Here is a 22,021-nt window from a genome sequence, read left to right as displayed (position 1 = left end):
AAGTGGGCTCGCTGGATCGACCGATCGGAATGTCAGGCAAGCACCCGCTGCGGTACGCCGCCGGTCACTGACCTACACTGTTGAACAGTGCTTACATTAATCCGCGATGTATGCGATGTCTACATCCTGGGGAGTGTGACCTACCTCATGCCGAGCTCTACCTACCATCACGGCGACCTCCGCGCGGCTTGTGTTCGTGCGGCGATCGAGCTCCTCGAAGAGGACGGCAACACCGCCGGCCTCTCGTTGCGAGCGGTGGCACGCCGCGCCGGTGTGTCCCCCGGAGCGCCGTACCGCCACTATGCGGACCGCGATGCATTGGTCTCCGCGGTCGCCGCCGTCGGCTATCGAGAGCTGGCGGACTGCATGGCCGCTCCCAACCCCTCACCAAGTACCCCAGAAGATCTCGCGGACCTGGGCCTCGCTTACGTCGAGTTTGCGTTGCGCCGCCCAGCCTTGTTCCGGTTGATGTTCGGCGAGCCTTGCGAGCGGGAGAACAAGGACCGGGTCGCAGCCACGGCCGCGATCTGGGAGCTCGTAAGTGGCGCCGCCCGAGCGTGCTTTCCGGGCACTGACGTCGAGGCCATGAGCAATGCTCTGTGGAGCCTCGTGCACGGTTTGGCCTTCCTGCACCTAGACGGCAAATTCGACACCGCATCACCGCACGCGGTGTCCGACCGGGTGCGAGCCGCCATCTTGGGCATTGTCACCGCGTACTGCGCTGAATCCACCTAGTTGACCCGTATCGGCGCCAGCACGACCGCGTGCGGTCAGCCCCAGGTTCCTCGGTGCTGCGGCGGGACGCGGGTGAGCCGGCGGTCTTCGTAGGCGAGCGCTAACTCAAGCCAACCGGCAGCGACTCGTAGACGGTCATGTTGTTGCCCAGGCTCGGCAACTGCAGCACCGGCTCGCCGATCTCGATTTCGTTGGTGCGCAATAAAATCTCGTCGAGCGCCGCTCGAACCTCCGCGCGGGCCAACATCGCGCCCAAGCAGTGGTGCGCGCCGCCGCCGCCGAAGGACTGGTGCGGGTTGGGGTCGCGACGAATGTCGAAGCGGTAGGGATCTTCGAAGACGTCTTCGTCACGGTTGGCCGAGCGCAACATCGTCACCACGCGCGCACCCTCGGGGATCAGCACGTCGCTGAGCATCACGTCTTTGGTCGCCCCCCGCACCCAGAACATGATCGGCGTGGAGTAACGAATCACTTCCTCGACCGCCGTCTGCCGCGCCTGCGGATCGGTGCGATAGAGCGCAATCTGATCGGGATTGGCGACGAAGGCGCGGATGCCGTCGCACAATGCGTTTCGCGTGGTGTCCGCCCCGGCTAGACCGAGGATGAAAAAGAAGATCTCCAGCTCGTTGGCCGGCAGCAGGAAACTCTCACCCGATTCGGCCGTGATCTCCGTGGTGCACAGCGCACTCCAGATGTCGTCCACCGGATGCTCGCGCTTGTCGGCGGTCAGCGCGCTGGCGTACTGGAACAACTCCACGAACGGCAACACGTCGTCGCCGTCGGGAACCGCCAACTGCGCCCCCGCCGTCTTCAACACCCGGTCGATCAAGGCGAACACATGCGGGCGGTCGGCCTCGGGAATGCCGACGATATCCCCGATCACCGAGATGGGCAGTCCCGCAGCAAGATCGACGAAATCCCCACCACCGGCTTCCAGCAGTGCGCCGGCCATCGCTCGGGCGCGGGCGCGAATGCCGTCTTCCAGCTTTGCCACCGCCCGCGGGGTGAAGGCCCGGGTGATCACCCGGCGCCGTACGGTGTGATCGGGCGGGTCAAGACTCACAATCGCCGGGTAGGCGTCGAACAGCGGCACGTCTTGGATCAGCGGGCCGCGGGTCGCGGTGAACGACTCGTAATCCCGGTGCACCCGGGCCACGTCGGCATGCTTGGTACACACCCAGAACTCCCGACCGACCGTGGATTTCACGGTCTCGGTGAGTTGTTGGTGGAACACCGGCGTGCGGGCGCGCAGCGCGGCGAACATGTCGTCGGGAAAACGTGACGCCCAAAGCGAAGGGTCGGCCAGATCGATCGCCGCTTCTGTCATTCGCCACCCCCGATTTCTTCGCGCAGACCCGCAAGGATCAGCCGCAATCCGTACTCGAACGCCCAGTCGTTCGGCCCCTCGGCCTCGACGGGACGGATGTGCGCTAGTTGCACCGAGCCCAGCAGGTGCACATACAACGTGGCATGGGCCGCTTCGAAATGTTCTGCCCGCAAACCGGATTCACCCAGGATCGCACGGGAAGCGCGGTCCATATCGGTGGCCGCGGCGGTGTGCGGATGGTCCTGGAGCAGCCCCGCGATGCCCGGCACCTCGACGAGCACATGCCAGGCGTTCGTGTACAGCGCGATCAAGCGGGTAACCCAGTCACCGCCTTGGGGTATCTCGATCTGGGCCAGTACCGATTCGATGAGCAGATCGAGCAGCTCCCGCTTGTCGCGGACGTGGTAGTACACCGAGGACGGCGCCGTACCAGCCTCCGCCGCCAACTCGCGCATCGTCACCCGGTTCACGCCGACGCGTTTTGCCAACTGCCACAGGTGCTTTGTCAGATGTGCCCGATCCAGCGCCCCGTAGCGCAGCACTGGCGCATTGGACACGGCTTCCATGCGATCCGATCCCCCGAGGCAGGAAAAGATTCGAACGACATTCTGATTAGAACAGTGTTCGAGTTTAGCTGTCAACGGTTACGGTGAGGCATGACGCGTTACCGGGTGGTGCAGTGGTCGACCGGCAACGTGGGGACCCGAGCACTCGGCACCATGCTCGACCGCCAGGACCTCGACCTGGTGGGGGTGCACGCGTTCAGCGCGGACAAAGTCGGCAGGGACGCCGGTGTGCTCGCCGGCCGAGCCCCGATCGGACTCGCCGCGATCAGCGACGTCGCCGGGTTGCTCGCGCTGAAGCCCGACTGCGTGAATTACATGCCCCGCGTCATCGACTACGACCTGGTGGCCGGCCTGCTGCGCGGCGGCATCAACGTCGTCACCACGGGAGACTTCCTGACCGGCAGCCACCACCCGAGCGAACGCGCAGCCCTGGACGCGGCGGCCCGCGCCGGTGGGGCCACGTTTCTGGGCACCGGGTTCGAGCCGGGATTCATCAACGTCGTGGCGGGCTTTCTCACCGGCGCGTGCCGAAAAGTGCACAGTGTCAAGCTGGTTGAAACGCTGGACTGCACCACCTACCCGGTACGGGAAGCCTGGACGGTACTCGGGTTCGGCAAGCCGCCACGTCAGCGGGTCAAGCCCATCGACCCGCAGACGCAACGGTACGGGTTGGGTTACTTCGAGACGCTCGACCTGATCGCGACCATGCTGGGCGCCCAGCTCGATTCCACAGACGCCTTCGTCGAGCACGCGGTGCTGACTCGAGACCTCACCTTGCCGTGGGCGCACTTCGCCGCCGGCACCGTCGGGGGCCAGCGCCGCACCTACCGCGGCCATCGCAACGGCCGACCGGTTGTCGAGTTGGCGATCTGCTGGACCATGAGCAACGACGCACTCGACCCGCAGTGGCACGATCCCGAAGGCTTCAACGTGGTGATCGAAGGCGAGCCACCGGTCGATGCCACCATCCGATTCGGCAGGCCGGGCCAAGACGTGATGACACTGTTGATGGACAGCACAGCGGTGGCGGCGGTCAACGCCATACCGTTTGTCTGCGCGGCGCGACCGGGGGTCATCACCCCTCTCGACTTACCGATCGTCGGGTCCTTCGGCGCCGTGGTGCCCTGACCGCCTTGTTACGTTGGCAGCCGACGAACGAGCGATTGGGGTTATCCATGACGTCCTCAAGGCATGAGGGAGACACCTGGGACCTGGCGTCCAGCGTCGGCGTGACCGCGACCATGGTCGCCGCCGCCCGGGCCATGGCCACCCGCGCGGAGCACCCGCTGATCGACGATCCGTTCGCCGAGCCGCTGGTGCAGGCGGTCGGCGTCGATCTGCTCACCCGCCTGGCCACCGGCGAGACGACCCCGGCCGACCTCGACGACGACCCGCAGCGTCCGTTCGGCGCGGTGGCCGACGTCGCCGACAACATGGCGGTGCGCACCCGCTTTTTCGACGATTTCTTCTCCGATGCCACCGCGGCGGGCATCCGCCAGGCCGTCATTCTCGCCTCCGGCCTCGACGCGCGCGCATACCGGCTGCCGTGGCCCGACGGCACCGTCGTCTATGAGATCGACCAACCGCAAGTCATCGAATTCAAGAGCCGCACGCTGGCCGACCTGGGCGCCGCCCCCACCGCGGACCGCCGCGTGGTCGCCATCGACCTACGGGAAGACTGGCCGGCCGCCCTGCGCGCAGCGGGATTCGACCCGGCCCAACCCACCGCGTGGAGCGCCGAGGGTCTGCTGGGATACCTCCCGCCGGACGCTCAGGATCGCTTGTTGGACAACATCACTGAGCTCAGCGCGCCGGGCAGCCGCATCGGGACGGAAAGCCTGAGTGGCGTCAACCCCGGTGATGAGGACCGAATCCGTGAGCGGATGCAGCAGATCTCCGAGCGTTGGCGCGCCCACGGCTTCGACGTCGACATGACCGGGCTGGTCTACCTGGGTGAGCGCAACGAGGTGCTGGCTTACCTGTCCGACCGAGGGTGGCTCATGACCAGCATCTCGCTACCGGATCTGCGGGCGGCAAACGATTTGCCGCCGACTGGGAGCGACGACATGCCCGGGGTGGATATGTTCTACATCAGCGGCACGCTGTACAAGGCTCCGCGACCGGACAGATAGGACACCCATGCCCCGCGCGCACGACGACAATTGGGATCTGGCGAGCAGCGTAGGCGCCACGGCGACCATGGTCGCGGCCGGACGCGCGATGGTCACCAAGGATCCGAACGGGTTGATTGCTGACCCGTTCGCCGAACCACTGGTGCGTGCGGTCGGGGTGGACTTCTTCACCAAGATGATCGACGGTGACCCGTCACTGGAATCGTTCGGCAACGTCTCACCCACGCGGGCTCAGGCGATCATCGACGGAATGGGCGTCCGGACAAAGTATTTCGACGACTACTTCATCGACGCAACCGCGGCCGGCGTGCGCCAAGCGGTGATCCTGGCATCCGGTCTGGACGCGCGTGCCTACCGGTTGCCGTGGCCGGCCGGAACCGTCGTCTATGAGATCGACCAACCCCAGGTGATCGAGTTCAAGACGACGACTCTGGCCGATCTGGGCGCCGAGCCGACCGCGACCCGGCGTCCCATCCCGATCGACCTGCGCGGCGACTGGCCGGAAGCGTTGCAGGCGGCGGGTTTTGACACCAGCGCGCCGACGGCCTGGTTGGCCGAAGGCCTGCTGATCTACCTGCCGCCGGACGCCCAGGACCGGCTGTTCGACAACATCACCGCCCTTAGCGCCGCAGGAAGCACGATCGCCACCGAATTCGTGCCCGCCATAATCGATTTCGACGCCGACAAGGTGCGGGACATGTCGCCTTCATTCCGCGAGCACGGCGTCGACATCGACATGGCGTCGCTGGTCTACCCGGGACAGCGCAATCACGTCGTGGACTATCTGCGCGCCAGAGGCTGGGACGTGGCAGGCGTCACCAGAACCGAACTGTTCGAGCGGCACGGCTGCAACGTTCCTGACCCCGAAGAAGACGACCCGCTCGGCGAGATCATCTTCATCAGCGGCGGTTTGACCCACGCCGCAACAAGCTAGAACCGGGACTGCCCCAGCCACAGCACCCGCGCACCACTGAGCGTCTGCTCGACGTTGTCGAGGATGCCGGCCACCGATCGGACCAGCACCGTGCCCAGGGCTTCGGGCAACGCGGTCGCGGCGGGTTGTGAGGACGTGCGCGGGCGCAGCATCTCCAGCAGCGACGAGCCCGGATACCCGACGAGGCGCACCTCGGCATCCTCGTCCAGGCCGGCCAGCACCTTGGCGCGGCGCACCGCGGTCCGCAGGCCGCCGAGTTCGTCGACCAGTCCGCGCTCCTTGGCGTCCGCACCGGTCCAAACCCGGCCGCGCGCAACGGCATCCACCGCCTCGGTGGTCATGTTGCGGCCTTGCGCGACACGCTCGACGAAGTCGGTGTAGATCAGATCCGCCTCGGCCTCCCGGTGAGCCTGCTGCTGCGGCGTGAAGGGCGCGTCGATCGACCACGCGTCGGCGTTGGCGTTGGTACGCACCGTGTCCGACCGGACCCCGAGGCGGTCCTTCAAGTCGCGGACGATAAGTTTGCCGGTGATCACGCCGATGGAACCGGTGATGGTCCCCGGGTTGGCCACGATGGCGTCGGCGCCCATCGACACGTAGTAGCCGCCCGAGGCGGCAACCGAACCCAGCGACGCCACTACCGGCTTGCCGCGGTCGCGGGCCTTCTTCACCTCACGCCAGATGGTCTCCGACGCCGTGACCGAACCCCCGGGGCTGTCCACCCGCAGCACGATCGCCGACACCGAATCGTCGGCGGCCACCTCGCGCAGCGCGGCGGCGACGGTGTCACCGCCCGAGCTGGACGGGCCGAGCGGCAGGATCTGCGGGCCCCCACGCCCGCTGACAATCGGGCCTTCGACGGCGACCACGGCGATCGTCGGCTTGGACCGGCGACCGGGCAGGGTCGGCACCGGCGGCGCCAGCCGGGGGCGAGCCGTGTTGGCATACCGGGACAGGTACATCCGCGGCGGCTTCTCGTCCGGATCGATCTCCTTGGACGAATCCTCTTCGACGCCAACCAGTTTGGCCATCCGCACATAGGCTTCGTCGCGGAATCCGATGGTGTTGATCAGACCGGATGCCACCGCGTCGTCGCGCAACAATGGCGCCCGGTCGGCCAGGCCGTCGAGGGAATCCCGGCTGACGTGGCGGGATTCGGCGACTGCCTGCCACACCTGTTCCTGCAGGCTCTCCAGCGTCCGGGTGACTGCCTCGCGGTGCGCTTCGGTGAAGCCGTCCTCGGTGAAAAGGTTTGCCGCCGACTTGTATTCACCACGCGCGATGAACTGGGCTTCGATGCCCGCCTTCTCCAGCGCATCGCGCAGGAACAGGGCGTTGCTGGCGAACCCGATCAGCCCGACCGTTCCCGAAGGCTGCATCCAGATCTCACCGAACGCCGAGGCCAGGTAGTAGGACAGGGTGCCCGGGTAGGTTTCGGCCCACGCCAACGACGGCTTGACGGCGGTGAATGCCGCGATGGCCTCGCGCAGCTCCTGGACCGCCCCGACGGGGGCGGCGGACAGCTGCACCCGCGCGATCAGCCCGGCGACCCGAGGATCGTCGGCCGCGCGGTGCAGGGCGGCGACGGCGTCGCGCAGGGCCATGGTTCGCCCACCGCCGGTGACGATCGCCAGTGGGTCGAATCCCGTCGATTCCGGCGGGACCGAGCGCAGGTCCAACTCGAGCACGCAGCCGTTGGGTACGCCGTGGTGGCGAGCGGTGTCGACCCGGTTGACCAAGGCGCGGACGTCGTCGACGCCGGGAAGGGAAGGCAGGAACGCGAACATATCTGCAGCGTACCGACAGCCGCCGGATGGCCACCGTACGGTGGAGAGGTGAGGTTCTCGATCGCGATTCCGCAGTTCGATTCCGACCAGTTCGACGCCGACGGGTTGCGCTCGTTTCTGGCGCGTGCCGAGGAACTCGGCTTCGAGGGCGGCTGGGTGCTCGAGCAGATCATCGGTGAGGCACCGCTCGAATTGCTGTCCTACGCGGCGGCCTGCACGCAGCGGCTGCGCCTGGGCGTCGGCGTGTTGGTGACGTCGCTGCACGATCCGCTGCAGCTGGCTTCGGCCGCGACGGCCGTCGACCGGCTCAGCCACGGCCGGCTCGACATCGGTGTGGCACCCGGTGGAGGCCGGCGCCGCTTTGCTGCCTTCGGCGTCGAAAAGGACAGCTATCTAAGCTATTTCACTGAGGGGCTGGAATTGATGAAGGCGGCTTGGTCCGACGAGCCGCGGGTGACCTTCCACGGCCGGTTCCGCGATGTGGACGACCTTCCGATCCAGCCCAAGCCGGTGCAGCGCCCGCACCCGCCGATCTGGTTCGGAGGTTCAGCGCCCAAGGCGCTGGCCAGGGCGGTCCGGCACGGCGACGCGTTCCTGGGCGCGGGTTCCTCGACGACGGCCGACTTCGCTCGCGCGGCCGCCACCGTGCGCCGCGAACTCGACGAACAGCACCAGGACCCGGCGAGCTTCACGATCGGCAAACGGGTCTACTTGATGGTCGACGACAACGCCGACCGGGCCCGCGAACGCGTCCTGACCGGATTGCGATGCATCTACGGCACGATGCCCGGCGTGGATGCTGTTCCGGTGTCCGGCACACCCGACGACGTGGTGAACGGGCTGGCCGAAGTGATCGACGCGGGCGCGCAGATGCTCCTGCTCAATTCGGTCGGCCTCGACGTCGCGGCGAACCGCGAACAAATGGAACGGCTTGCCGCAGAAGTGATTCCGCGACTGAGCTGATCAGAGGTCGGTAGCCGAACCGCCGGCGGCGGTGATCTTCTCGCGCGCGCTGCCGCTGAACTTGTGGGCGGAAAGCTGGACCGCGACGGTCAGGTCACCGTCACCGAGAACCTTCACCAGAGCGTTCTTGCGAACGGCGCCCTTGGCCACCAATTCCTCGACACCGACGGTGCCGCCCTCGGGGAACAGTCGGTTGATGTCGCCGACGTTGACCACCTGATATTCGGTGCGGAACCGGTTGCGGAAACCCTTGAGCTTGGGCAGCCGCATGTGCAGCGGCATCTGGCCACCCTCGAAAGTCACCGGCACGTTCTTGCGGGCCTTGGTGCCCTTGACGCCGCGGCCGGCGGTCTTACCCTTGGACCCCTCACCGCGACCGACCCGGGTGCGCGCCTTCTTCGACCCCGGCGCAGGCCGCAGGTCGTGCAGCTTGATGGTCACTGTGTGTTACCTCCGGTTTCGGCGGGCTCAACCTCGACCAGGTGCTGGACCACCGCGATCAGACCACGGGTCTGGGCGTTGTCCTCCCGGATCACCGAGTGGCGAATCTTGCGCAGCCCCAGGGTGCGCAGGCTCTCACGCTGCTTCCAGCGGGTGCCGATGGTACTGCGCACCTGGGTGATTTTCAGTTGAGCGCTCATGGTTGGGTGGTTGCCTCTCGTGCCGCAGCCGCACTGGCCAGCGCGTCACTTTCCCGGCGAGCCTTCAGCATCCCGGCCGGGGCGACGTCCTCGATCGGCAGACCGCGACGTGCGGCCACCTCCTCGGGACGCTGCAGCATCTTCAGCGCAGTGACGGTGGCGTGGACCACGTTGATCGCGTTGTCACTGCCCAGCGACTTGGCCAGAATGTCGTGCACGCCAGCGCATTCCAGCACCGCACGCGCCGCGCCGCCGGCGATCACACCGGTACCCGGGCTGGCCGGGCGCAGCAGCACCACACCGGCCGCCGCCTCACCCTGAACCGGGTGGGTGATGGTGCCGCCGATGAGCGGGACGCGGAAGAATCCCTTGCGGGCCTCCTCGACGCCCTTGGCGATCGCCGCGGGGACTTCCTTGGCCTTGCCGTAGCCGACCCCGACCATCCCGTTGCCGTCGCCGACGATGACCAGAGCGGTGAAGCTGAACCGCCGACCACCCTTGACCACCTTGGAGACACGGTTGATGGCGACGACACGCTCTAAGTAGTTGCTCTTGTCACCGTCGCGGTCGCGGCCACCACGGCCGCCACCGTCACGGCGACCGCGCCCGTCGCGGCTGTCCCGGCTGTCTGGGCCGCCCTGGCCTCCGGCCGACTGCTCCGCCATTATGCGGTCCTTCCGTTCATCAGAAACTCAATCCGTTCTCGCGTGCGGCATCGGCCAGCGCCGCGATCCGTCCGCCGTAGGTGTATCCACCGCGGTCGAACACCACGGTGTCGACGCCGGCCGCCTTGGCGCGCTCGGCGATCAATTGGCCGACGCGCACGCTGCGGGCCTTCTTGTCTCCCTCTAGCCCCCGCACATCGGCTTCGATCGAGGAGGCGGCGGCCACGGTGGTGCCGTTGAGGTCGTTCACCAGTTGCACGTGGATGTGCCGCGCGGACCGGTGCACCACCAGACGGGGCCGTTGGTCGGTGCCGAAGACCTTCTTGCGCAGCCGCGCGTGCCGCCGGATTCGGGACACCCGCCGGGTCGCAGAGATGTTCTGCCCCACCGGCTTGCGCTCAGCTGCAGCTGCCGAAGTTTGCGCCATGACTACTTACCTGTCTTTCCGACCTTGCGGCGGATCTGCTCACCCTCGTAACGCACGCCCTTGCCCTTGTACGGGTCGGGGCGGCGCAGGCGGCGGATGTTCGCCGAGATCTGACCGACCTTCTGCTTGTCGATGCCCGACACCGTGAACTTCGTCGGCGCCTGGACCGCGAACGTGATGCCTTCGGGGGCCTCGATGACCACGGGGTGGCTGTAGCCCAGCGCGAACTCCAGGTTGGAACCCTTGAGCTGGACGCGGTAGCCGACCCCGAAGATCTCCATTTTGGTGGTGTAGCCCTCGGTCACACCGGTGACCAGGTTGGACACCAGGGTGCGCGACAGTCCGTGCAGCGAGCGATTGCGCCGCTCGTCGTTGGGCCGGTTGACGACGATGGCGCCATCTTCGTTGCGCTCCACCGTGATCGGCTCGGCGACCGTCAGGTCCAGGGTGCCCTTGGGGCCCTTGACCGAGATCTTCTGGCCGTCGATGGTTACGTCGACGCCGGCCGGAATCGGAACCGGCTGCTTACCAATACGCGACATTTTCTAACCCCTCACCACACGTACGCGAGGACTTCGCCGCCCACGCCCTGCCTGGCTGCCTGACGGTCGGTGAGCAGACCCGAGGAAGTCGAGATGATCGCCACGCCAAGGCCGCCGAGCACGCGCGGCAGATTGGTGGACTTGGCGTACACCCGCAAGCCCGGCTTGGAGACGCGCTTCAAGCCCGCGATGCTGCGCTCCCGGCTGGGCCCGTACTTGAGCTGGACGATCAGCGACTTACCGACCCGAGCATCCTCGGTGCGGAAGTCGGTGATGTACCCCTCGTTCTTGAGGATCTGGGCGATATTCGCCTTGATCTTGGAGTGGGGCAGGGTCACTTCGTCGTGGTACGCCGAGTTGGCGTTGCGCAGACGGGTCAAGAAGTCTGCGATCGGGTCCGTCATCGTCATAGTTGCGTCCTATGTCCCGTCACCAGCTGCTCTTCTGCACACCGGGCAGCTCACCCGCGTGCGCCATCTCGCGCAAGCAGATCCTGCACAGCCCGAACTTGCGGAACACCGCACGCGGGCGGCCGCACTTGCTGCAGCGGGTGTAGCCGCGCACCGCGAACTTCGGCTTGCGCGCGGCCTTGTTGACCAGTGCCTTTTTCGCCATCGCTCAGTTCTCCTTGAAGGGAAAGCCGAGTGCCCGCAACAGGGCCCGTCCTTCCTCGTCGTTCGTCGCCGAGGTGACGACGTTGATGTCCATGCCGCGGACGCGGTCGATCTTGTCCACGTCGATCTCGTGGAACACCGACTGCTCGGCCAGGCCGAAGGTGTAGTTCCCGACACCGTCGAATTGCTTGGGCGACAAACCGCGGAAGTCCCGAATACGCGGCAGCGCAATGGATGTCAGCCGATCGAGGAATTCCCACATCCGGTCTCCGCGCAGCGTCGCCCGCACCCCGATCGGCATACCCTCACGCAGTTTGAACTGTGCGATGGACTTGCGGGCGCGCCGAATCTCGGGCTTCTGCCCGGTGATCAGGGCCAGGTCGGCGACGGCGCCGTTGATCAGCTTGGCGTCGCGGGCGGCCTCGCCCACGCCCATGTTGACCACGACCTTCGTCACCGTAGGGATCTGCATGACGTTGGCGTAGCCGAACTGCTGGTGCAGTGCGTCGCGGATCTCGCTGCGGTAGCGCTGCTTGAGGCGCGGCTGCACTTTTTCTGTGGTGGTCATGCTCAGATGTCCTTGCCGTTGCGCTTGGAGATTCGGACGCGCTTGCCGGTCTCCTCGTCAAGCCGGTAGCCGATGCGGGTGGGCTTGCCGTCGGAGTCGACGACCATCACGTTCGAGACGTGGATGGGCGCCTCCTGGGTGACGATGCCGCCCGAGCGCGCGCCACGCTGGTTGGTCGAGATCGCGGTGTGCTTCTTGATCCGGTTGACGCCCTCGACCAGCACTCGGTTGCGGTCCGGGTAGGCCCGCAGCACTTTGCCCTTGGCGCCCTTGTCTTTGCCGGCGATCACCAGCACGGTGTCGCCCTTGTGGACCTTCATCTACAACACCTCCGGAGCCAGCGAAATGATCTTCATGAACCGCTTCTCCCGCAGCTCGCGACCGACCGGCCCGAAGATGCGGGTGCCGCGCGGGTCGTTGTCGGGCTTGATGATCACCGCCGCGTTCTCGTCGAACTTGATGTAGCTGCCGTCCGGACGCCGACGCTCCTTGACGGTGCGCACCACGACGGCCTTGACGACGTCTCCGCGCTTGACGTTGCCGCCGGGGATGGCGTCTTTGACGGTGGCGACGATGACGTCACCGATTCCGGCATAGCGTCGCGACGAGCCACCGAGCACCCGGATGCACAAGATCTCCTTGGCGCCGGTGTTGTCGGCGACCTTCAGCCGCGATTCCTGCTGAATCACTAGATCTCCTGACCTGGTATGCCTGGGCACGGCAGGAGGCAAGCAAGATTCACCAGCAACCTGACGTGCGCGGTTTGTGTCACCGAAAGGCACGCGGGGCCGATAACGCTTGCACGCACCAGCCGAGGTCTGCCCAAGGCAACCCCTAGAGTCTAGGGGACGACCAGCTCAGCGCCAAATTCACCGAGGTAGCTCATCGACCGACGGTTTGACCCACTCCTCGGCTTACACTGCCGCAATGTTCTCGGAGACGCGCTACGCGCTCAACGGGGACTTGCGTGTCGCGTACCGCGCCTCGCCTGAAGGGGCGCGCGACATCGTGTTCGTTCCGAACTGGTTCACCTGCTGCGAACTCTTTCCCGAGCTGCCGTCAACTCAGGGCTGGGTCGAGGCGATGACGTCAGTGGGTCGACTGATCTTCTTCGACCAGCCCGGCACGGGTGCGTCGGATCCGGTCACGGCGGGCGCGCTGCCCACCTTGGAGCAATGGGCCGACAGCATCGCCGCGGTGCTGGACAGTCTCGGAAGCCGCGAAGCAGCTCTCGTCACGCACCCCGGCGCACTCCCGACTGCAGCATTGTTCGCGGCGACCTATCCGTCCCGCACAACCGCGCTTGTTGTGCTCGAGGGCGCTGTGGACGGGCGGATGCGCACGGAAGCGATTCAACAGCAAGTCCTTGACGAGATCGCGGTTTCCTGGGGAACCGGCGTGTTAGAGCAGGTGCTCAATCCGGACATGCCGTGGAACGAGGAAATCCGGGCATCCTGGGCACGTCACGAGCGCCTGGCGGTGAGCCCGCGGGCCGTTGAACTGATGCTGCCGCTCCTCACCGAGGTGAACTCGCTGGCAATTCTTCCGACGGTGCGCGTACCCACCCTCGTCCTGCATCACAGGGACGATCCGTTGTTTCCGCCGCACAAAGGCAAAGAGGTCGCCGATCACATAGAGGGCGCGAGATTCGTCGAGTTGCCCGGGCGCAACGTGTATCACTTCGTTGAGCCGTGGCGCGAATCCTTCCAACTGATCGCCGAGTTCCTCACCGGCCAGCAGCCCGACGTGCCAGATGATCGCGTACTCGCCACGGTGTTGTTCACCGACATCGTCGACTCGACGCGCCGAGCCGCGGAGATGGGTGACCGTGACTGGCGTGCGTTGCTCGACGCACACGACGCCGTGGTGCGGTCGCAGCTGTCGCGGTTTCGAGGCCGCGAAGTCAAAACCTCCGGTGACGGTTTCCTGGCGATGTTCGACGGTCCTCAGCGGGCGATCCGTTGCGCCATGGCGATTCGCGACGCGGTGCAGGCGTTGGGCATTCAGGTGCGGGCGGGGTTGCACACCGGTGAATGCGAGCTCCGCGGTCCTGACATCGGCGGGATCGGTGTGCACATCGGTGCTCGTGTGAGCGCCCTAGCGGGGCCGAATGACGTGCTGGTGTCCAGCACGCTACGTGATCTGGTGATCGGGTCAGGACTCAAATTCGATGACCACGGCACTCACCAACTCAAGGGCGTGCCCGGGGAATGGCGGCTATTCGCCGTCGCCTCTGCCTAATGTGTTGACCCGTCGTCAGAATGGTGGCGGCTCCCCGTCACCGACCGCATCGGACGGCCCGAAGTGGCAGAGCTCGAATTTCTTCTGGCGTGCTTCCCGATCGACCCGATTCTGCCGGCGTTCAGTAGCGATCCGGTAAGCGTGCTGTTGGGCTCGAGAACGCCTGCGGCGGGGCATCATCGCACTGCGAGGACCGCAATGATCCTGTGGCGCTTCAACTTCGGGAGCTGGCATCCCGCCGACCGCAAGACACAAACTCGGGAACAGCAACGCGCTGCCGGGGGTGGTGACATAGGTCTGGCCTGCGGGTGAGGTCAAGATGAGAGTGCCGTCGGGCAGCTGCTTTTCGCCCCAGCCCCAGAACGTTTTGACCAGGTGATGGGTGCGGCAGTAGCACTTGAGGTTCGAGGCGTGGGTGGGCCCGCCTTCCGCATGCGCGATGGTGTGGTCGAGGTCGCACTGGGCGGCCGGGCGGTCGCAGCCGGGCCAGCGACAGGTGAGGTCGCGGCAGCGCACGAACTCCGCCAGCGCTTTGGAGGGCGTGTAGCCGGGTTCGGGTGGCGCGTCGCCGGGGTGGATCAGCGGCACGAGTTTCGCTGACTGAGCGAGTTCGGTGATCAGTTCGGGGGTGATCAGCCCTTCGGCGCCCACGAACGAGGCCGGTGTCGCACTCGTGCCGTCAAGGGTGGCCTGTTCGGCGATCACGTGGATCACCACCGGACTCGCGGCCGGCCGTTTCCCAGCGGCGCAGTCGGGCCGTCCGCAGCGGCAACCGAGCCGGTCGGTGGCGGCGGCCAATGCGCCCAGTGCGTCGGCGCGGCGCTGCTCGGCGGTCCGCGGATCGTGCTCGCACACCGTTGCGGCCAGCGCGGTCAGCCGTTGATCCAGTGCGCGCGCATCCGGGGTCAACAAGGTGCCCTCAATATGGGAGATCCCGTCTTCGCCGTCGCCGATCCAGATCTCCCGGTCGGTCTGCTGGTCACGGCGCCGGCGCACCGCGTCGGCGTCAGCCCGGGCCACGATCTTGTCGATCTGTCCGGACAACCGGCCCTGACTCATCGAGGGCCAGCGCGGCAGTTTCACGAACAACTCGGCGTCCACCGCGGCCAGCACGTCGGAGTCGGTGATCAGCTCGGTGCGATACACGATCGTCTTGAACATCCGAAAGTCGATGTCGCCCGCCCGAAACAGTGCCGCCACGCGCGGCAGGCGCTCACGCATGGCCCGCGCATAGCGCAGGTGACTGCCGGCCAACCCCTGGCTGATCCGCAACGCCGCAGCCAGCTCCGCGGCCACGGCCTCCATGGTGTCGACCGCCCAGTCTTCGGTCTCCGAGCAGCGCGACAGCCGGTAGGCGAACAACTCCCCCATCGCCGTCAACTGCGCGGCCGCCGCCCGGTTCTCCAACCGCGACAAGGCGCACACCGCATCCACCAGCGCCGCCGACTCCGCCGTCGTCGAGGGATAACACCGCTCGACAAGCTCGTCGAACCGGGCGATCACTTCTTCGAACATACGTTCGATTATGCCACGGTGCTACGACAAAAGTTGGCCGTGCAGGCGGGGAGGGACCGACGATGTAACCGGCCTTCACCAGGTCAGGCCCGAGCACCTCGGCGTAGCCGAATACGACAACTACTCAGATCGATACCATGCGGCGACATAGAGGACCAGCGCCGTGGCCAGCCCTATCAGCACCCAGATGACGACGGCCTGATCAATCCAGGACCCCGTCGGCGGCGCGCCCGGCAGGATATTGCGTAACGGCACGACGGCGAACAACATCGCGGCATACCACGTCGAGAACGGCGGCAGGAACTTCCGCCGTCCCGTTAGCATCTGGATCGCGACGAACAGCGCCAAGGTCGGCAGCGTGATGAGCACCAAGCAGATGCCGAGGTCGAACACCAGCGGCCCCTTAGCCCGCTGCAAAGTGATGATGACGTTGTCCGGACGGGCCGGATCCACGCTGTTGCGCCCGACCCGGGTCACCGAGATGTCCCAGCCTTCCATCAACCCGGTGACTTCCACCCGAGCCGGTTTGTATTGACGGTTGTCGCCGGACCCGACGAGCACGTCGGCCTGGATGGTGTCGGTTCGATAGGTATCGAAAGGCCAGTCGCCGGGTTCGCCGTGGGCGGGAATGGTGGTGGCCACCTGCGCCGGCGACTTGCCGATCGGATACTGCAGGTCCCCCAGGTCGTTGCGCGGCAGGAACCGCACCGAGGTATCCACGGTCAGTACGCCCAGGCGCTTATCGACCATCGAATCATCGGGCATCACAAGCACTTTCACGTCCAGTCTGTGCTCGGCGTGGTGCAGTTGCTCGATGCGCACCAACACCACCGTGTTATCGACGGTGCTGAGGTCGGGCTCGGGAAGCGGACCGGGTGCGGTGGCAAGCCAGTGATAGCCGAACAGCGACAGCACGTAGACGACGACGACTCCGACGACAATGCCGACATCGACCAGGAAATGCCGTCTGCGGCGTCTCCGGACAGATGGCGCGGGCGCGACGACATTCCCGTTGGCGGGCAGCGCGAAGGTCTCGGCCAGGACGTGTTCCTTCTGAACCGTCACGGAGCGTGATGTTAGCAACGTAAGTGTTTGCTAGCAGCTTGGAATGAGCTGCGCTACCAGCATTTAACATGGCGCGCCACCAGCCTTAACACGGCGGACTCCGCTAGCCGCAGGGCAAGTTGCTACCTTGCCGATAAGCACCTAACGGGCATGCCGGTACCACGCGGCGATGTAAATCACCATCGCCGTAGCCAGGGCGATGAGCACCCAGATCACCACGGCCTGATCGATCCACGAACCCATCGGCGGCGAGCCGGGAAGGATGTTGCGCAGTGGCACCACGGCGAACAACATCGCGGCGTACCAGGTGCCGAACGGCGGCAAGAATTCCCTTCGGCCCGTAACCATCTGGATCGCGACGAACAGCGCGAGAGTCGGCAGCGTGAAGAGCACCAGACAGATGCCGAGGTCGAACACCAACGGACCCTTGGCTCTTTGCAGGGTGATGACAACGTCGTCGGGACGATCCGACACGCTGCTACTGGAATCTCCTACCCGCTGGACGCGGATGTCCCAACCATCCAGGGTTCCGGTGACTTCCACCCGGGCGGGTTTGGGCGCGCGGTGCTCCCCGGACCCCACCAGCATGTCGGCGTGGATGGGGTCGGTGGTGTAAGTGTCGAACGGCCAGTTCGCCGGGTCGCCATGGGCCTCGATGGTCGTGGCCACCTGGGCAGGTGTTTTACCGACCGGATAGTGCAGGTCGCCCGAGTCGTTACCGGGGTACAGACGCACCGTGGCATCGACGGTGATCACGTTGAGACGTCTATCGGTCATCGAATCATCTGGCAACACAAGAACTTTCACGTCAAGCCGGTTGGCGACGGTGTGCAGTTGCTCGAAGCGCACCAACACCACGGTGTCCGCGGTGGTGCCGACGTCCGGCTTGGGTAAGGGTCCCGGCGTGCTGGCCAGCCAGTGATAGCCCAGCAACGACAAGACGTAGAGAACCGCAACGCCGACGATGATGCACGTGTCCAGCACAAGGTGCTTTCTTCGCGACATGTGCTTGGGTTCAGGTGTCGGTGCAGCGTCCACGGAATCGTCGGCTGCGGTCACCGCCTGGTCATGCGACACGGGGTCAGATCGTAGCAACCGGCACAGCGGCCAGCCGCCATTCAGCGAAGGCTCAGTCCGACTGCCTAACCCAGGCGAGGATGTACAGACTCATCGCCACGGTCAGCGCGATCAGCACCCACTGCACGATGGCTTGGTCGATCCACGCCCCGGGCGGTGGAGAGCCGGGCAGGATGTTGCGGAGCGGGACGATGGCGAAAAGGTTGGCCGCATACCAGGTTGCGAACGGAGGCACGAACTTTCGCCTCCCCATTGCCATGGGGACCGCCACCAGCAGCGCCAGCGTCGGCAAGGTCACGAGGACTGCGCAGATGAACAGGTCGAAGATAAGCGGACCTTTCGCCCGTTGCAGTTTGACGACGACGTCGGCGTTGTTGCCCTGCACGCGCGAAGCCGGCCCGGGATCACCGCTGGAATGAACACGCGCGAGTGCGACTTCCCACCCGTCCAGTGATCCGGTCACCTCGACCCGTGCGGGAATCCTCCTGCGGTTGTCGCCGGTGCCCACCAACACATCAGCCGAAAGCTGTTCGGTCTTGTAGGTGTCGAACGGCCAGTTGCCTGGATCGCCGTGCGCCTCGATCGTCGTGCTCACTTGCGCCGGCGTCTTCCCAGCCGGGAATTGCAGATCACCCAAGTCACTGCGTGGATACAGCCGTACCGCGATGTCGGTGGTCAGCACGTCGAAACGTTTGTCGTAGAGCGAATCCCCCGGATACACAAGCACATTGACGGTCAGCCGATTCGCGACCGTCTTGAGCTCCTCCAGGCGCAACTGGACGATCGTTTCCTCGGCGCCGGCCGAGCCCAGGTCCAGCGGCGGCAGCGGCCCCTCGGACCGTTCCAGCAAATGGACCGCGAGCAACGACAGGGCGTAGGTGGAGACGACGGCCACCAGCACCGCCACCCCGACCAGGACACGCGGCTTGCGCGACTTCTTCGGCGCCGCCGCGGTTGGCGGCGCAGCCGCGGTTGGCAGACTCTGGGTTTCTGGAGCCTCGGTCGGCGGCGCCTCAGCGGTCACGGCGTCAGGCTAGCGAACCCTCACCGGGCGCGCGCGGCGTTCGAAGCGCCGTCACTCAGCGGCCATCGCGGCTTAACCTGAGGGTTTGCTGGGCTACTTAGACGCGGCCACGCAGCGAAACCCGATGTGGGTGGTCGCGGTGTCCTGGGACTGGGGTGATCGCGCGGCCGGCCGATAACGATGGCAATACTCCGGCGCGCACAGGTGCGAGCCGCCCTTCAAGGTTTGGCTGACGGTCGGATCGGGGGGCCCCGACGGCGTGCAGCATGCCTTCGGGGGCTGATCAAGCCGGTGGTGTGCGGAGAACTTCGTAGTCGTCCATTCCCAGACATTGCCGATCATGTCGAGCAAGCCGAATCCGTTGGGCGCGAAGGCACCGACCGGTGAGGTCCCCACCCAGCCGAGCGCCCCGTCGTTGCGGAAAGGAAACCGGCCCTGCCAGGTATTGGCCATCAACTGGCCATCCGGTGTCGCCTCGTCGCCCCAGGCGTAGGTGGTCGTGGCACCGGCGCGCGCCGCGTACTCCCACTCCGCCTCGGTGGGTAGTCGCCGCCCGGCCCACCGCGCGTACGCCGCGGCGTCCGGATAGGCGACCTGTACCACGGGGTGGTCGGCTCGGTCCGCATCGGTGCTGTCCGGGCCATCCGGACCGAACGGGTGACGCCACGAGGCTTCGGGCACCCACGTCCACCACTGCCGCCAGTCGCGCAAGTCGACGGGCCCTGCGGTGGGCCGGAAAACCATTGCGCCAGCGCACAAGTCGGCCGGATCCGCTCCCGGATAGAGTGCCGGGTCGATCGGCTGCTCGGCGATGGTCACATAGCCGGTGGCCGCGACGAATTCGGCGAACTGAGCGTTGGTGACGGGATGTCGCTCGACCGCGAAGGCTTCCACGGCCACCGTGTGGATCGGCGCTTCCTCCGGGTAGAAGCTGGTCGAACCCATGCGGAATTTGCCGCCAGGCACGTCTACCAGCTCGGTCAGCACAGCGTCAGTCCGATTGTCGATACCAGATCAGCATGTACATGGCCATCGCCGCGACCAGCGCTATCAACACCCAGAGCACCAGGGCCTGGTCCACCCAGGCACCGGGTGGCGGTGCGCCGGGCAGGAAGTTGCGGATCGGTATGACGGCGAAAAGCATTGCCGCGAACCAGGTTACAAAGGGCGGCACGAACTTCCGCTTGCCCAGCGCGATCTGGATGGCCACCGCGAACGCCAACGCAGGAAGGCTGAATAGCACCAGGCAGATGCCCAGGTCGAAGATCAGCGGGCCCTTGGACCGGTGCAGGGTGATGATTACGTCGTCTTTCACATTCGGGTCGGGCTCATCGTTGTTGTGAGCGCGTTGCAGGCTCACATCCCAGCCTTCCATCTGTCCGGTCACCTCGACGCGAGCCGGCTCGAATTTGCGGTCACTGCCCTGTCCCACAAGGATATCGGCCGAGATCTGATCGGTGGTGTAGGAGTCGAACGGCCAGTTTCCGGGGTCACCGTGGGCCTCAAGCGTCGTCGCGACCTGCGCCGGCCGCTTGCCCGCCGGGTAGACGAGGTCGCCCATGTCGTTCTCCGGGTAGAACCGCACGGCGGTGTCGGTGGTCAGCACGTCGAGGCGCTGGTCGAACATCTTGTCTTCGGGAATCACCAGCACCTTCACCGAGAGCCGGTTGGCAACGGTCTTCAGCTCTTCCAGCCGGACCAGCACCACGGTGTCCTCGGCGGTGCCCAGGTCGGGCGCCTTGAGCGGACCCGCCGACTTCGAGAGCCAGTGCACACCGAACAGCGAAAGGATGTACACGAGCAGGAAGGCCAACAGGATGCCCAGACCGATGACCAAACGCCGTCCGCGCGCCTTGTCGCGTGGCGCGGCGTGGCCTGCGGCGCCAGGCGGGTTCGGCGATGCCGGTGGTGTCGGTGGCGCCTCCGTGGTCATCGGTTACCTCCCGCTTTTCGCGTATAGGACGTGCAGATGGTAGCTAACCGACGGCCGACGCGCGGGAACATCGGAATTTCCTAGGAACTGCCGTTACCACGCCCATCGTTCATCCGCAGTTTGTTTGCGGGCTATCTCGATGGCTCTAAATGTCGTCATGAAGCACAAGCGAATCGTTGCCGCCGCGAGCTTGCTGGCCGCGGGTGTCCTCGCGGTGTCGGCATGCTCCACCCACCACACCACGCTGGTGTACGCCAGCGGCGCCAAGGTGGAGTGCGGCGGTAAGCAGGCGATAGCCGCCAGCGGCTCGACCGCCCAGGCGCCCGCGATGACCCAGTTCATCAGCGCCTATCACAAGACCTGCCCCGGGCAGTCGCTCGCCTACTCCGCTATCGGCTCCGGCGCCGGGATCAACGAGTTCCTTGCCGGCAAAACGGATTTCGCCGGATCGGACACTCCGTTGACCGGGCCGCAATACGCTGCCGCCAAGCAGCGATGTGGCGGCGCGGACGCGTGGAATCTGCCCGTGGTGTTCGGGCCACTGGCAATCACCTACAACCTCAATGCGGTCGACCGGTTGGTGCTCGACGCGCCGACGCTGGCCAAGATCTTCAACGGCACGATCAAGCGCTGGGACGATCCGGCCATCAGCGCGCTCAACGCGTCGATGCCCGCAGAGGACATCCGCGTCATCTACCGCAACGACGAGTCCGGCACGACCGAGAACTTCCAGGACTACCTGCAGGCCGCTGCGGGAGGCGCGTGGAACAAGGGCACGGGCAAGACTTTCAGCGGCGGCGTCGGCACCGGCGCCTTCGGCAACGAAGGCACCTCGGCGGCAGTGAAGAACACCGAAGGCGCGATCTCCTACAACTTGTTGTCTTACGCCATGGAGCAAGGGCTGTTCGCCGCCGAAATCAAGACCGGAGCGAGCCGCAAGTCGTTGCGCCCGGTGCGCATTGGCACTGACTCGGTGGGCAAGACGATCGCCGGGGCCAAGATCGTCGGTAAGGGCAACGACCTGGTGCTCGACATCTCGTCGTTCTACAACCCCACGCAACCGGATGTGTATCCGATCGTGCTGGCCACCTACGAGATCGTCTGCTCGAAGTACCCCACCGCCGGCGTCGCGGAGGCGGTCAAGGCTTTCCTGCAGGCGGCGATCGGGCCCGGCCAACCCGACCTCGACCAGCACGGCTACATCCCGCTGTCGCCGGATTTCCAAGCCCGAGTGTCCGGCGCGGTGGACGCGATCAGCTGATGCA

General features: G+C 66.0%; 26 protein-coding genes. 7 read left to right on the top strand and 19 right to left on the bottom strand.

Translation table 11 applies throughout. From position 1 onward, the window contains the following. Positions 1–147 precede the first annotated feature (147 nt). Positions 148–735 carry a TetR/AcrR family transcriptional regulator gene (locus I2456_RS05435; protein ID WP_085073766.1) on the top strand — a complete coding sequence of 196 codons (588 nt, stop codon included), beginning with the start codon at positions 148–150 and terminating at the stop codon, positions 733–735. 100 nt (positions 736–835) lie between these two features. Here the strand turns inward: I2456_RS05435 and I2456_RS05430 are convergent, their stop codons facing one another. After that, on the bottom strand, positions 836–2,062 hold the full coding sequence (locus I2456_RS05430) for a cytochrome P450 (protein ID WP_085073689.1): 1,227 nt from the start codon (positions 2,060–2,062) through the stop codon (positions 836–838). Further along, complete coding sequence (locus tag I2456_RS05425) at positions 2,059–2,619, bottom strand: TetR/AcrR family transcriptional regulator (protein ID WP_241007865.1); 561 nt, start codon at positions 2,617–2,619, stop codon at positions 2,059–2,061. The genes I2456_RS05430 and I2456_RS05425 overlap by 4 nt, the downstream gene beginning before the upstream one ends. A 99-nt stretch (positions 2,620–2,718) precedes the next feature. Between I2456_RS05425 and I2456_RS05420 the strand changes: the two genes are divergently transcribed. From I2456_RS05420 to I2456_RS05410, 3 genes are read left to right on the top strand one after another with little or no spacing between them, the layout of a single operon-like run. Beyond that, a complete protein-coding gene (locus I2456_RS05420) occupies positions 2,719–3,756 on the top strand; it encodes an NAD(P)H-dependent amine dehydrogenase family protein (protein WP_085073687.1) in 1,038 nt (345 codons plus the stop codon). A gap of 47 nt (positions 3,757–3,803) precedes the next feature. Then, complete coding sequence (locus I2456_RS05415) at positions 3,804–4,760, top strand: class I SAM-dependent methyltransferase (protein WP_068033848.1); 957 nt, start codon at positions 3,804–3,806, stop codon at positions 4,758–4,760. Positions 4,761–4,767: 7 nt separating this feature from the next. Next, on the top strand, positions 4,768–5,694 hold the full coding sequence (locus I2456_RS05410; RefSeq protein WP_085073686.1) for a class I SAM-dependent methyltransferase: 927 nt from the start codon (positions 4,768–4,770) through the stop codon (positions 5,692–5,694). Here I2456_RS05410 and sppA read toward each other — a convergent pair. After that, positions 5,691–7,481 carry a signal peptide peptidase SppA gene (gene sppA, locus I2456_RS05405; protein ID WP_085073685.1) on the bottom strand — a complete coding sequence of 597 codons (1,791 nt, stop codon included), beginning with the start codon at positions 7,479–7,481 and terminating at the stop codon, positions 5,691–5,693. The two genes, I2456_RS05410 and sppA, sit on opposite strands and share 4 nt — an antisense overlap. A gap of 48 nt (positions 7,482–7,529) precedes the next feature. On the opposite strand from sppA, the gene I2456_RS05400 reads away from it, so the two are divergent. Continuing rightward, positions 7,530–8,444 carry an LLM class flavin-dependent oxidoreductase gene (locus I2456_RS05400; RefSeq protein ID WP_085073684.1) on the top strand — a complete coding sequence of 305 codons (915 nt, stop codon included), beginning with the start codon at positions 7,530–7,532 and terminating at the stop codon, positions 8,442–8,444. Here I2456_RS05400 and rplO read toward each other — a convergent pair whose 3' ends face one another. The 10 genes from rplO to rplN are packed head-to-tail and all read right to left on the bottom strand — an operon-like array spanning position 8,445 to position 12,590. Further along, complete coding sequence (gene rplO, locus I2456_RS05395; RefSeq protein ID WP_068033854.1) at positions 8,445–8,885, bottom strand: 50S ribosomal protein L15; 441 nt, start codon at positions 8,883–8,885, stop codon at positions 8,445–8,447. After that, positions 8,882–9,085, bottom strand: a complete 204-nt coding sequence (gene rpmD / locus I2456_RS05390; protein ID WP_068033856.1) for a 50S ribosomal protein L30 — start codon at positions 9,083–9,085, stop codon at positions 8,882–8,884. Before rpmD ends, rplO begins: the two co-directional genes overlap by 4 nt. Beyond that, on the bottom strand, positions 9,082–9,750 hold the full coding sequence (rpsE, locus tag I2456_RS05385) for a 30S ribosomal protein S5 (protein WP_068033858.1): 669 nt from the start codon (positions 9,748–9,750) through the stop codon (positions 9,082–9,084). The genes rpmD and rpsE overlap by 4 nt, the downstream gene beginning before the upstream one ends. 19 nt (positions 9,751–9,769) lie before the next feature. Then, a complete protein-coding gene (gene rplR / locus I2456_RS05380) occupies positions 9,770–10,138 on the bottom strand; it encodes a 50S ribosomal protein L18 (protein ID WP_116645894.1) in 369 nt (122 codons plus the stop codon). A 41-nt stretch (positions 10,139–10,179) separates the two neighbouring features. Continuing rightward, on the bottom strand, positions 10,180–10,719 hold the full coding sequence (gene rplF, locus I2456_RS05375; protein WP_067409343.1) for a 50S ribosomal protein L6: 540 nt from the start codon (positions 10,717–10,719) through the stop codon (positions 10,180–10,182). Positions 10,720–10,730: 11 nt separating this feature from the next. Then, positions 10,731–11,129 carry a 30S ribosomal protein S8 gene (rpsH, locus tag I2456_RS05370; RefSeq protein ID WP_036352718.1) on the bottom strand — a complete coding sequence of 133 codons (399 nt, stop codon included), beginning with the start codon at positions 11,127–11,129 and terminating at the stop codon, positions 10,731–10,733. Positions 11,130–11,148: 19 nt separating this feature from the next. After that, positions 11,149–11,334 (bottom strand): type Z 30S ribosomal protein S14, encoded by a 186-nt coding sequence (locus I2456_RS05365; protein ID WP_011739072.1) that lies wholly within the window; start codon positions 11,332–11,334, stop codon positions 11,149–11,151. Between the two features lie 3 nt (positions 11,335–11,337). Next, a complete protein-coding gene (gene rplE, locus I2456_RS05360) occupies positions 11,338–11,901 on the bottom strand; it encodes a 50S ribosomal protein L5 (RefSeq protein ID WP_068033860.1) in 564 nt (187 codons plus the stop codon). Positions 11,902–11,903: 2 nt separating this feature from the next. Continuing rightward, positions 11,904–12,221 carry a 50S ribosomal protein L24 gene (gene rplX / locus I2456_RS05355; RefSeq protein WP_068033861.1) on the bottom strand — a complete coding sequence of 106 codons (318 nt, stop codon included), beginning with the start codon at positions 12,219–12,221 and terminating at the stop codon, positions 11,904–11,906. Next, positions 12,222–12,590: a 50S ribosomal protein L14 gene (gene rplN, locus I2456_RS05350; protein WP_003403649.1), complete on the bottom strand. Its 369-nt coding sequence runs from the start codon at positions 12,588–12,590 to the stop codon at positions 12,222–12,224. It abuts the gene before it with no gap. A gap of 238 nt (positions 12,591–12,828) precedes the next feature. Here rplN and I2456_RS05345 point away from each other — a divergent pair, with 238 nt between their 5' ends. Continuing rightward, positions 12,829–14,142, top strand: a complete 1,314-nt coding sequence (locus tag I2456_RS05345; RefSeq protein WP_085073683.1) for an adenylate/guanylate cyclase domain-containing protein — start codon at positions 12,829–12,831, stop codon at positions 14,140–14,142. 15 nt (positions 14,143–14,157) lie between these two features. On the opposite strand, the gene I2456_RS05340 is transcribed toward I2456_RS05345, so the two are convergent. The 6 genes from I2456_RS05340 to I2456_RS05315 form a co-directional block, all read right to left on the bottom strand. Then, positions 14,158–15,657, bottom strand: a complete 1,500-nt coding sequence (locus I2456_RS05340) for an HNH endonuclease signature motif containing protein (RefSeq protein WP_085073682.1) — start codon at positions 15,655–15,657, stop codon at positions 14,158–14,160. A gap of 120 nt (positions 15,658–15,777) precedes the next feature. Beyond that, on the bottom strand, positions 15,778–16,680 hold the full coding sequence (locus tag I2456_RS05335; protein ID WP_241007950.1) for a DUF4436 domain-containing protein: 903 nt from the start codon (positions 16,678–16,680) through the stop codon (positions 15,778–15,780). 183 nt (positions 16,681–16,863) lie between these two features. After that, positions 16,864–17,817 carry a DUF4436 domain-containing protein gene (locus tag I2456_RS05330; RefSeq protein WP_371869905.1) on the bottom strand — a complete coding sequence of 318 codons (954 nt, stop codon included), beginning with the start codon at positions 17,815–17,817 and terminating at the stop codon, positions 16,864–16,866. Between the two features lie 34 nt (positions 17,818–17,851). Further along, on the bottom strand, positions 17,852–18,715 hold the full coding sequence (locus tag I2456_RS05325) for a DUF4436 domain-containing protein (protein WP_420873168.1): 864 nt from the start codon (positions 18,713–18,715) through the stop codon (positions 17,852–17,854). 201 nt (positions 18,716–18,916) lie between these two features. Further along, positions 18,917–19,810 (bottom strand): formylglycine-generating enzyme family protein, encoded by an 894-nt coding sequence (locus I2456_RS05320; RefSeq protein ID WP_085073680.1) that lies wholly within the window; start codon positions 19,808–19,810, stop codon positions 18,917–18,919. 4 nt (positions 19,811–19,814) lie between these two features. Next, on the bottom strand, positions 19,815–20,756 hold the full coding sequence (locus I2456_RS05315) for a DUF4436 domain-containing protein (protein ID WP_085073679.1): 942 nt from the start codon (positions 20,754–20,756) through the stop codon (positions 19,815–19,817). Positions 20,757–20,913: 157 nt separating this feature from the next. On the opposite strand from I2456_RS05315, the gene pstS reads away from it, so the two are divergent. Then, complete coding sequence (gene pstS, locus I2456_RS05310) at positions 20,914–22,017, top strand: phosphate ABC transporter substrate-binding protein PstS (protein ID WP_085073678.1); 1,104 nt, start codon at positions 20,914–20,916, stop codon at positions 22,015–22,017. Positions 22,018–22,021 lie beyond the last annotated feature (4 nt).

The sequence above is a fragment of the Mycobacterium kubicae genome (assembly GCF_015689175.1).
Lineage (GTDB): Bacteria > Actinomycetota > Actinomycetes > Mycobacteriales > Mycobacteriaceae > Mycobacterium > Mycobacterium kubicae.
Note: the sequence above shows the minus strand (reverse complement) of the source record. Positions and strands in the feature narration are given on the sequence as shown.

Coding starts and splice junctions, on each gene's coding strand:
- I2456_RS05435 (WP_085073766.1), top strand. CDS start 148: ATGCCGAGCTCTACCTACCATCACGGCGACCTCCGCGCGGCTTGTGTT.
- I2456_RS05430 (WP_085073689.1), bottom strand. CDS start 2,062: ATGACAGAAGCGGCGATCGATCTGGCCGACCCTTCGCTTTGGGCGTCA.
- I2456_RS05420 (WP_085073687.1), top strand. CDS start 2,719: ATGACGCGTTACCGGGTGGTGCAGTGGTCGACCGGCAACGTGGGGACC.
- I2456_RS05415 (WP_068033848.1), top strand. CDS start 3,804: ATGACGTCCTCAAGGCATGAGGGAGACACCTGGGACCTGGCGTCCAGC.
- I2456_RS05410 (WP_085073686.1), top strand. CDS start 4,768: ATGCCCCGCGCGCACGACGACAATTGGGATCTGGCGAGCAGCGTAGGC.
- sppA (WP_085073685.1), bottom strand. CDS start 7,481: ATGTTCGCGTTCCTGCCTTCCCTTCCCGGCGTCGACGACGTCCGCGCC.
- rpmD (WP_068033856.1), bottom strand. CDS start 9,085: ATGAGCGCTCAACTGAAAATCACCCAGGTGCGCAGTACCATCGGCACC.
- rpsE (WP_068033858.1), bottom strand. CDS start 9,750: ATGGCGGAGCAGTCGGCCGGAGGCCAGGGCGGCCCAGACAGCCGGGAC.
- rplF (WP_067409343.1), bottom strand. CDS start 10,719: ATGTCGCGTATTGGTAAGCAGCCGGTTCCGATTCCGGCCGGCGTCGAC.
- rpsH (WP_036352718.1), bottom strand. CDS start 11,129: ATGACGATGACGGACCCGATCGCAGACTTCTTGACCCGTCTGCGCAAC.
- I2456_RS05365 (WP_011739072.1), bottom strand. CDS start 11,334: ATGGCGAAAAAGGCACTGGTCAACAAGGCCGCGCGCAAGCCGAAGTTC.
- rplE (WP_068033860.1), bottom strand. CDS start 11,901: ATGACCACCACAGAAAAAGTGCAGCCGCGCCTCAAGCAGCGCTACCGC.
- rplX (WP_068033861.1), bottom strand. CDS start 12,221: ATGAAGGTCCACAAGGGCGACACCGTGCTGGTGATCGCCGGCAAAGAC.
- I2456_RS05345 (WP_085073683.1), top strand. CDS start 12,829: ATGTTCTCGGAGACGCGCTACGCGCTCAACGGGGACTTGCGTGTCGCG.
- I2456_RS05340 (WP_085073682.1), bottom strand. CDS start 15,657: ATGTTCGAAGAAGTGATCGCCCGGTTCGACGAGCTTGTCGAGCGGTGT.
- I2456_RS05315 (WP_085073679.1), bottom strand. CDS start 20,756: ATGACCACGGAGGCGCCACCGACACCACCGGCATCGCCGAACCCGCCT.
- pstS (WP_085073678.1), top strand. CDS start 20,914: ATGAAGCACAAGCGAATCGTTGCCGCCGCGAGCTTGCTGGCCGCGGGT.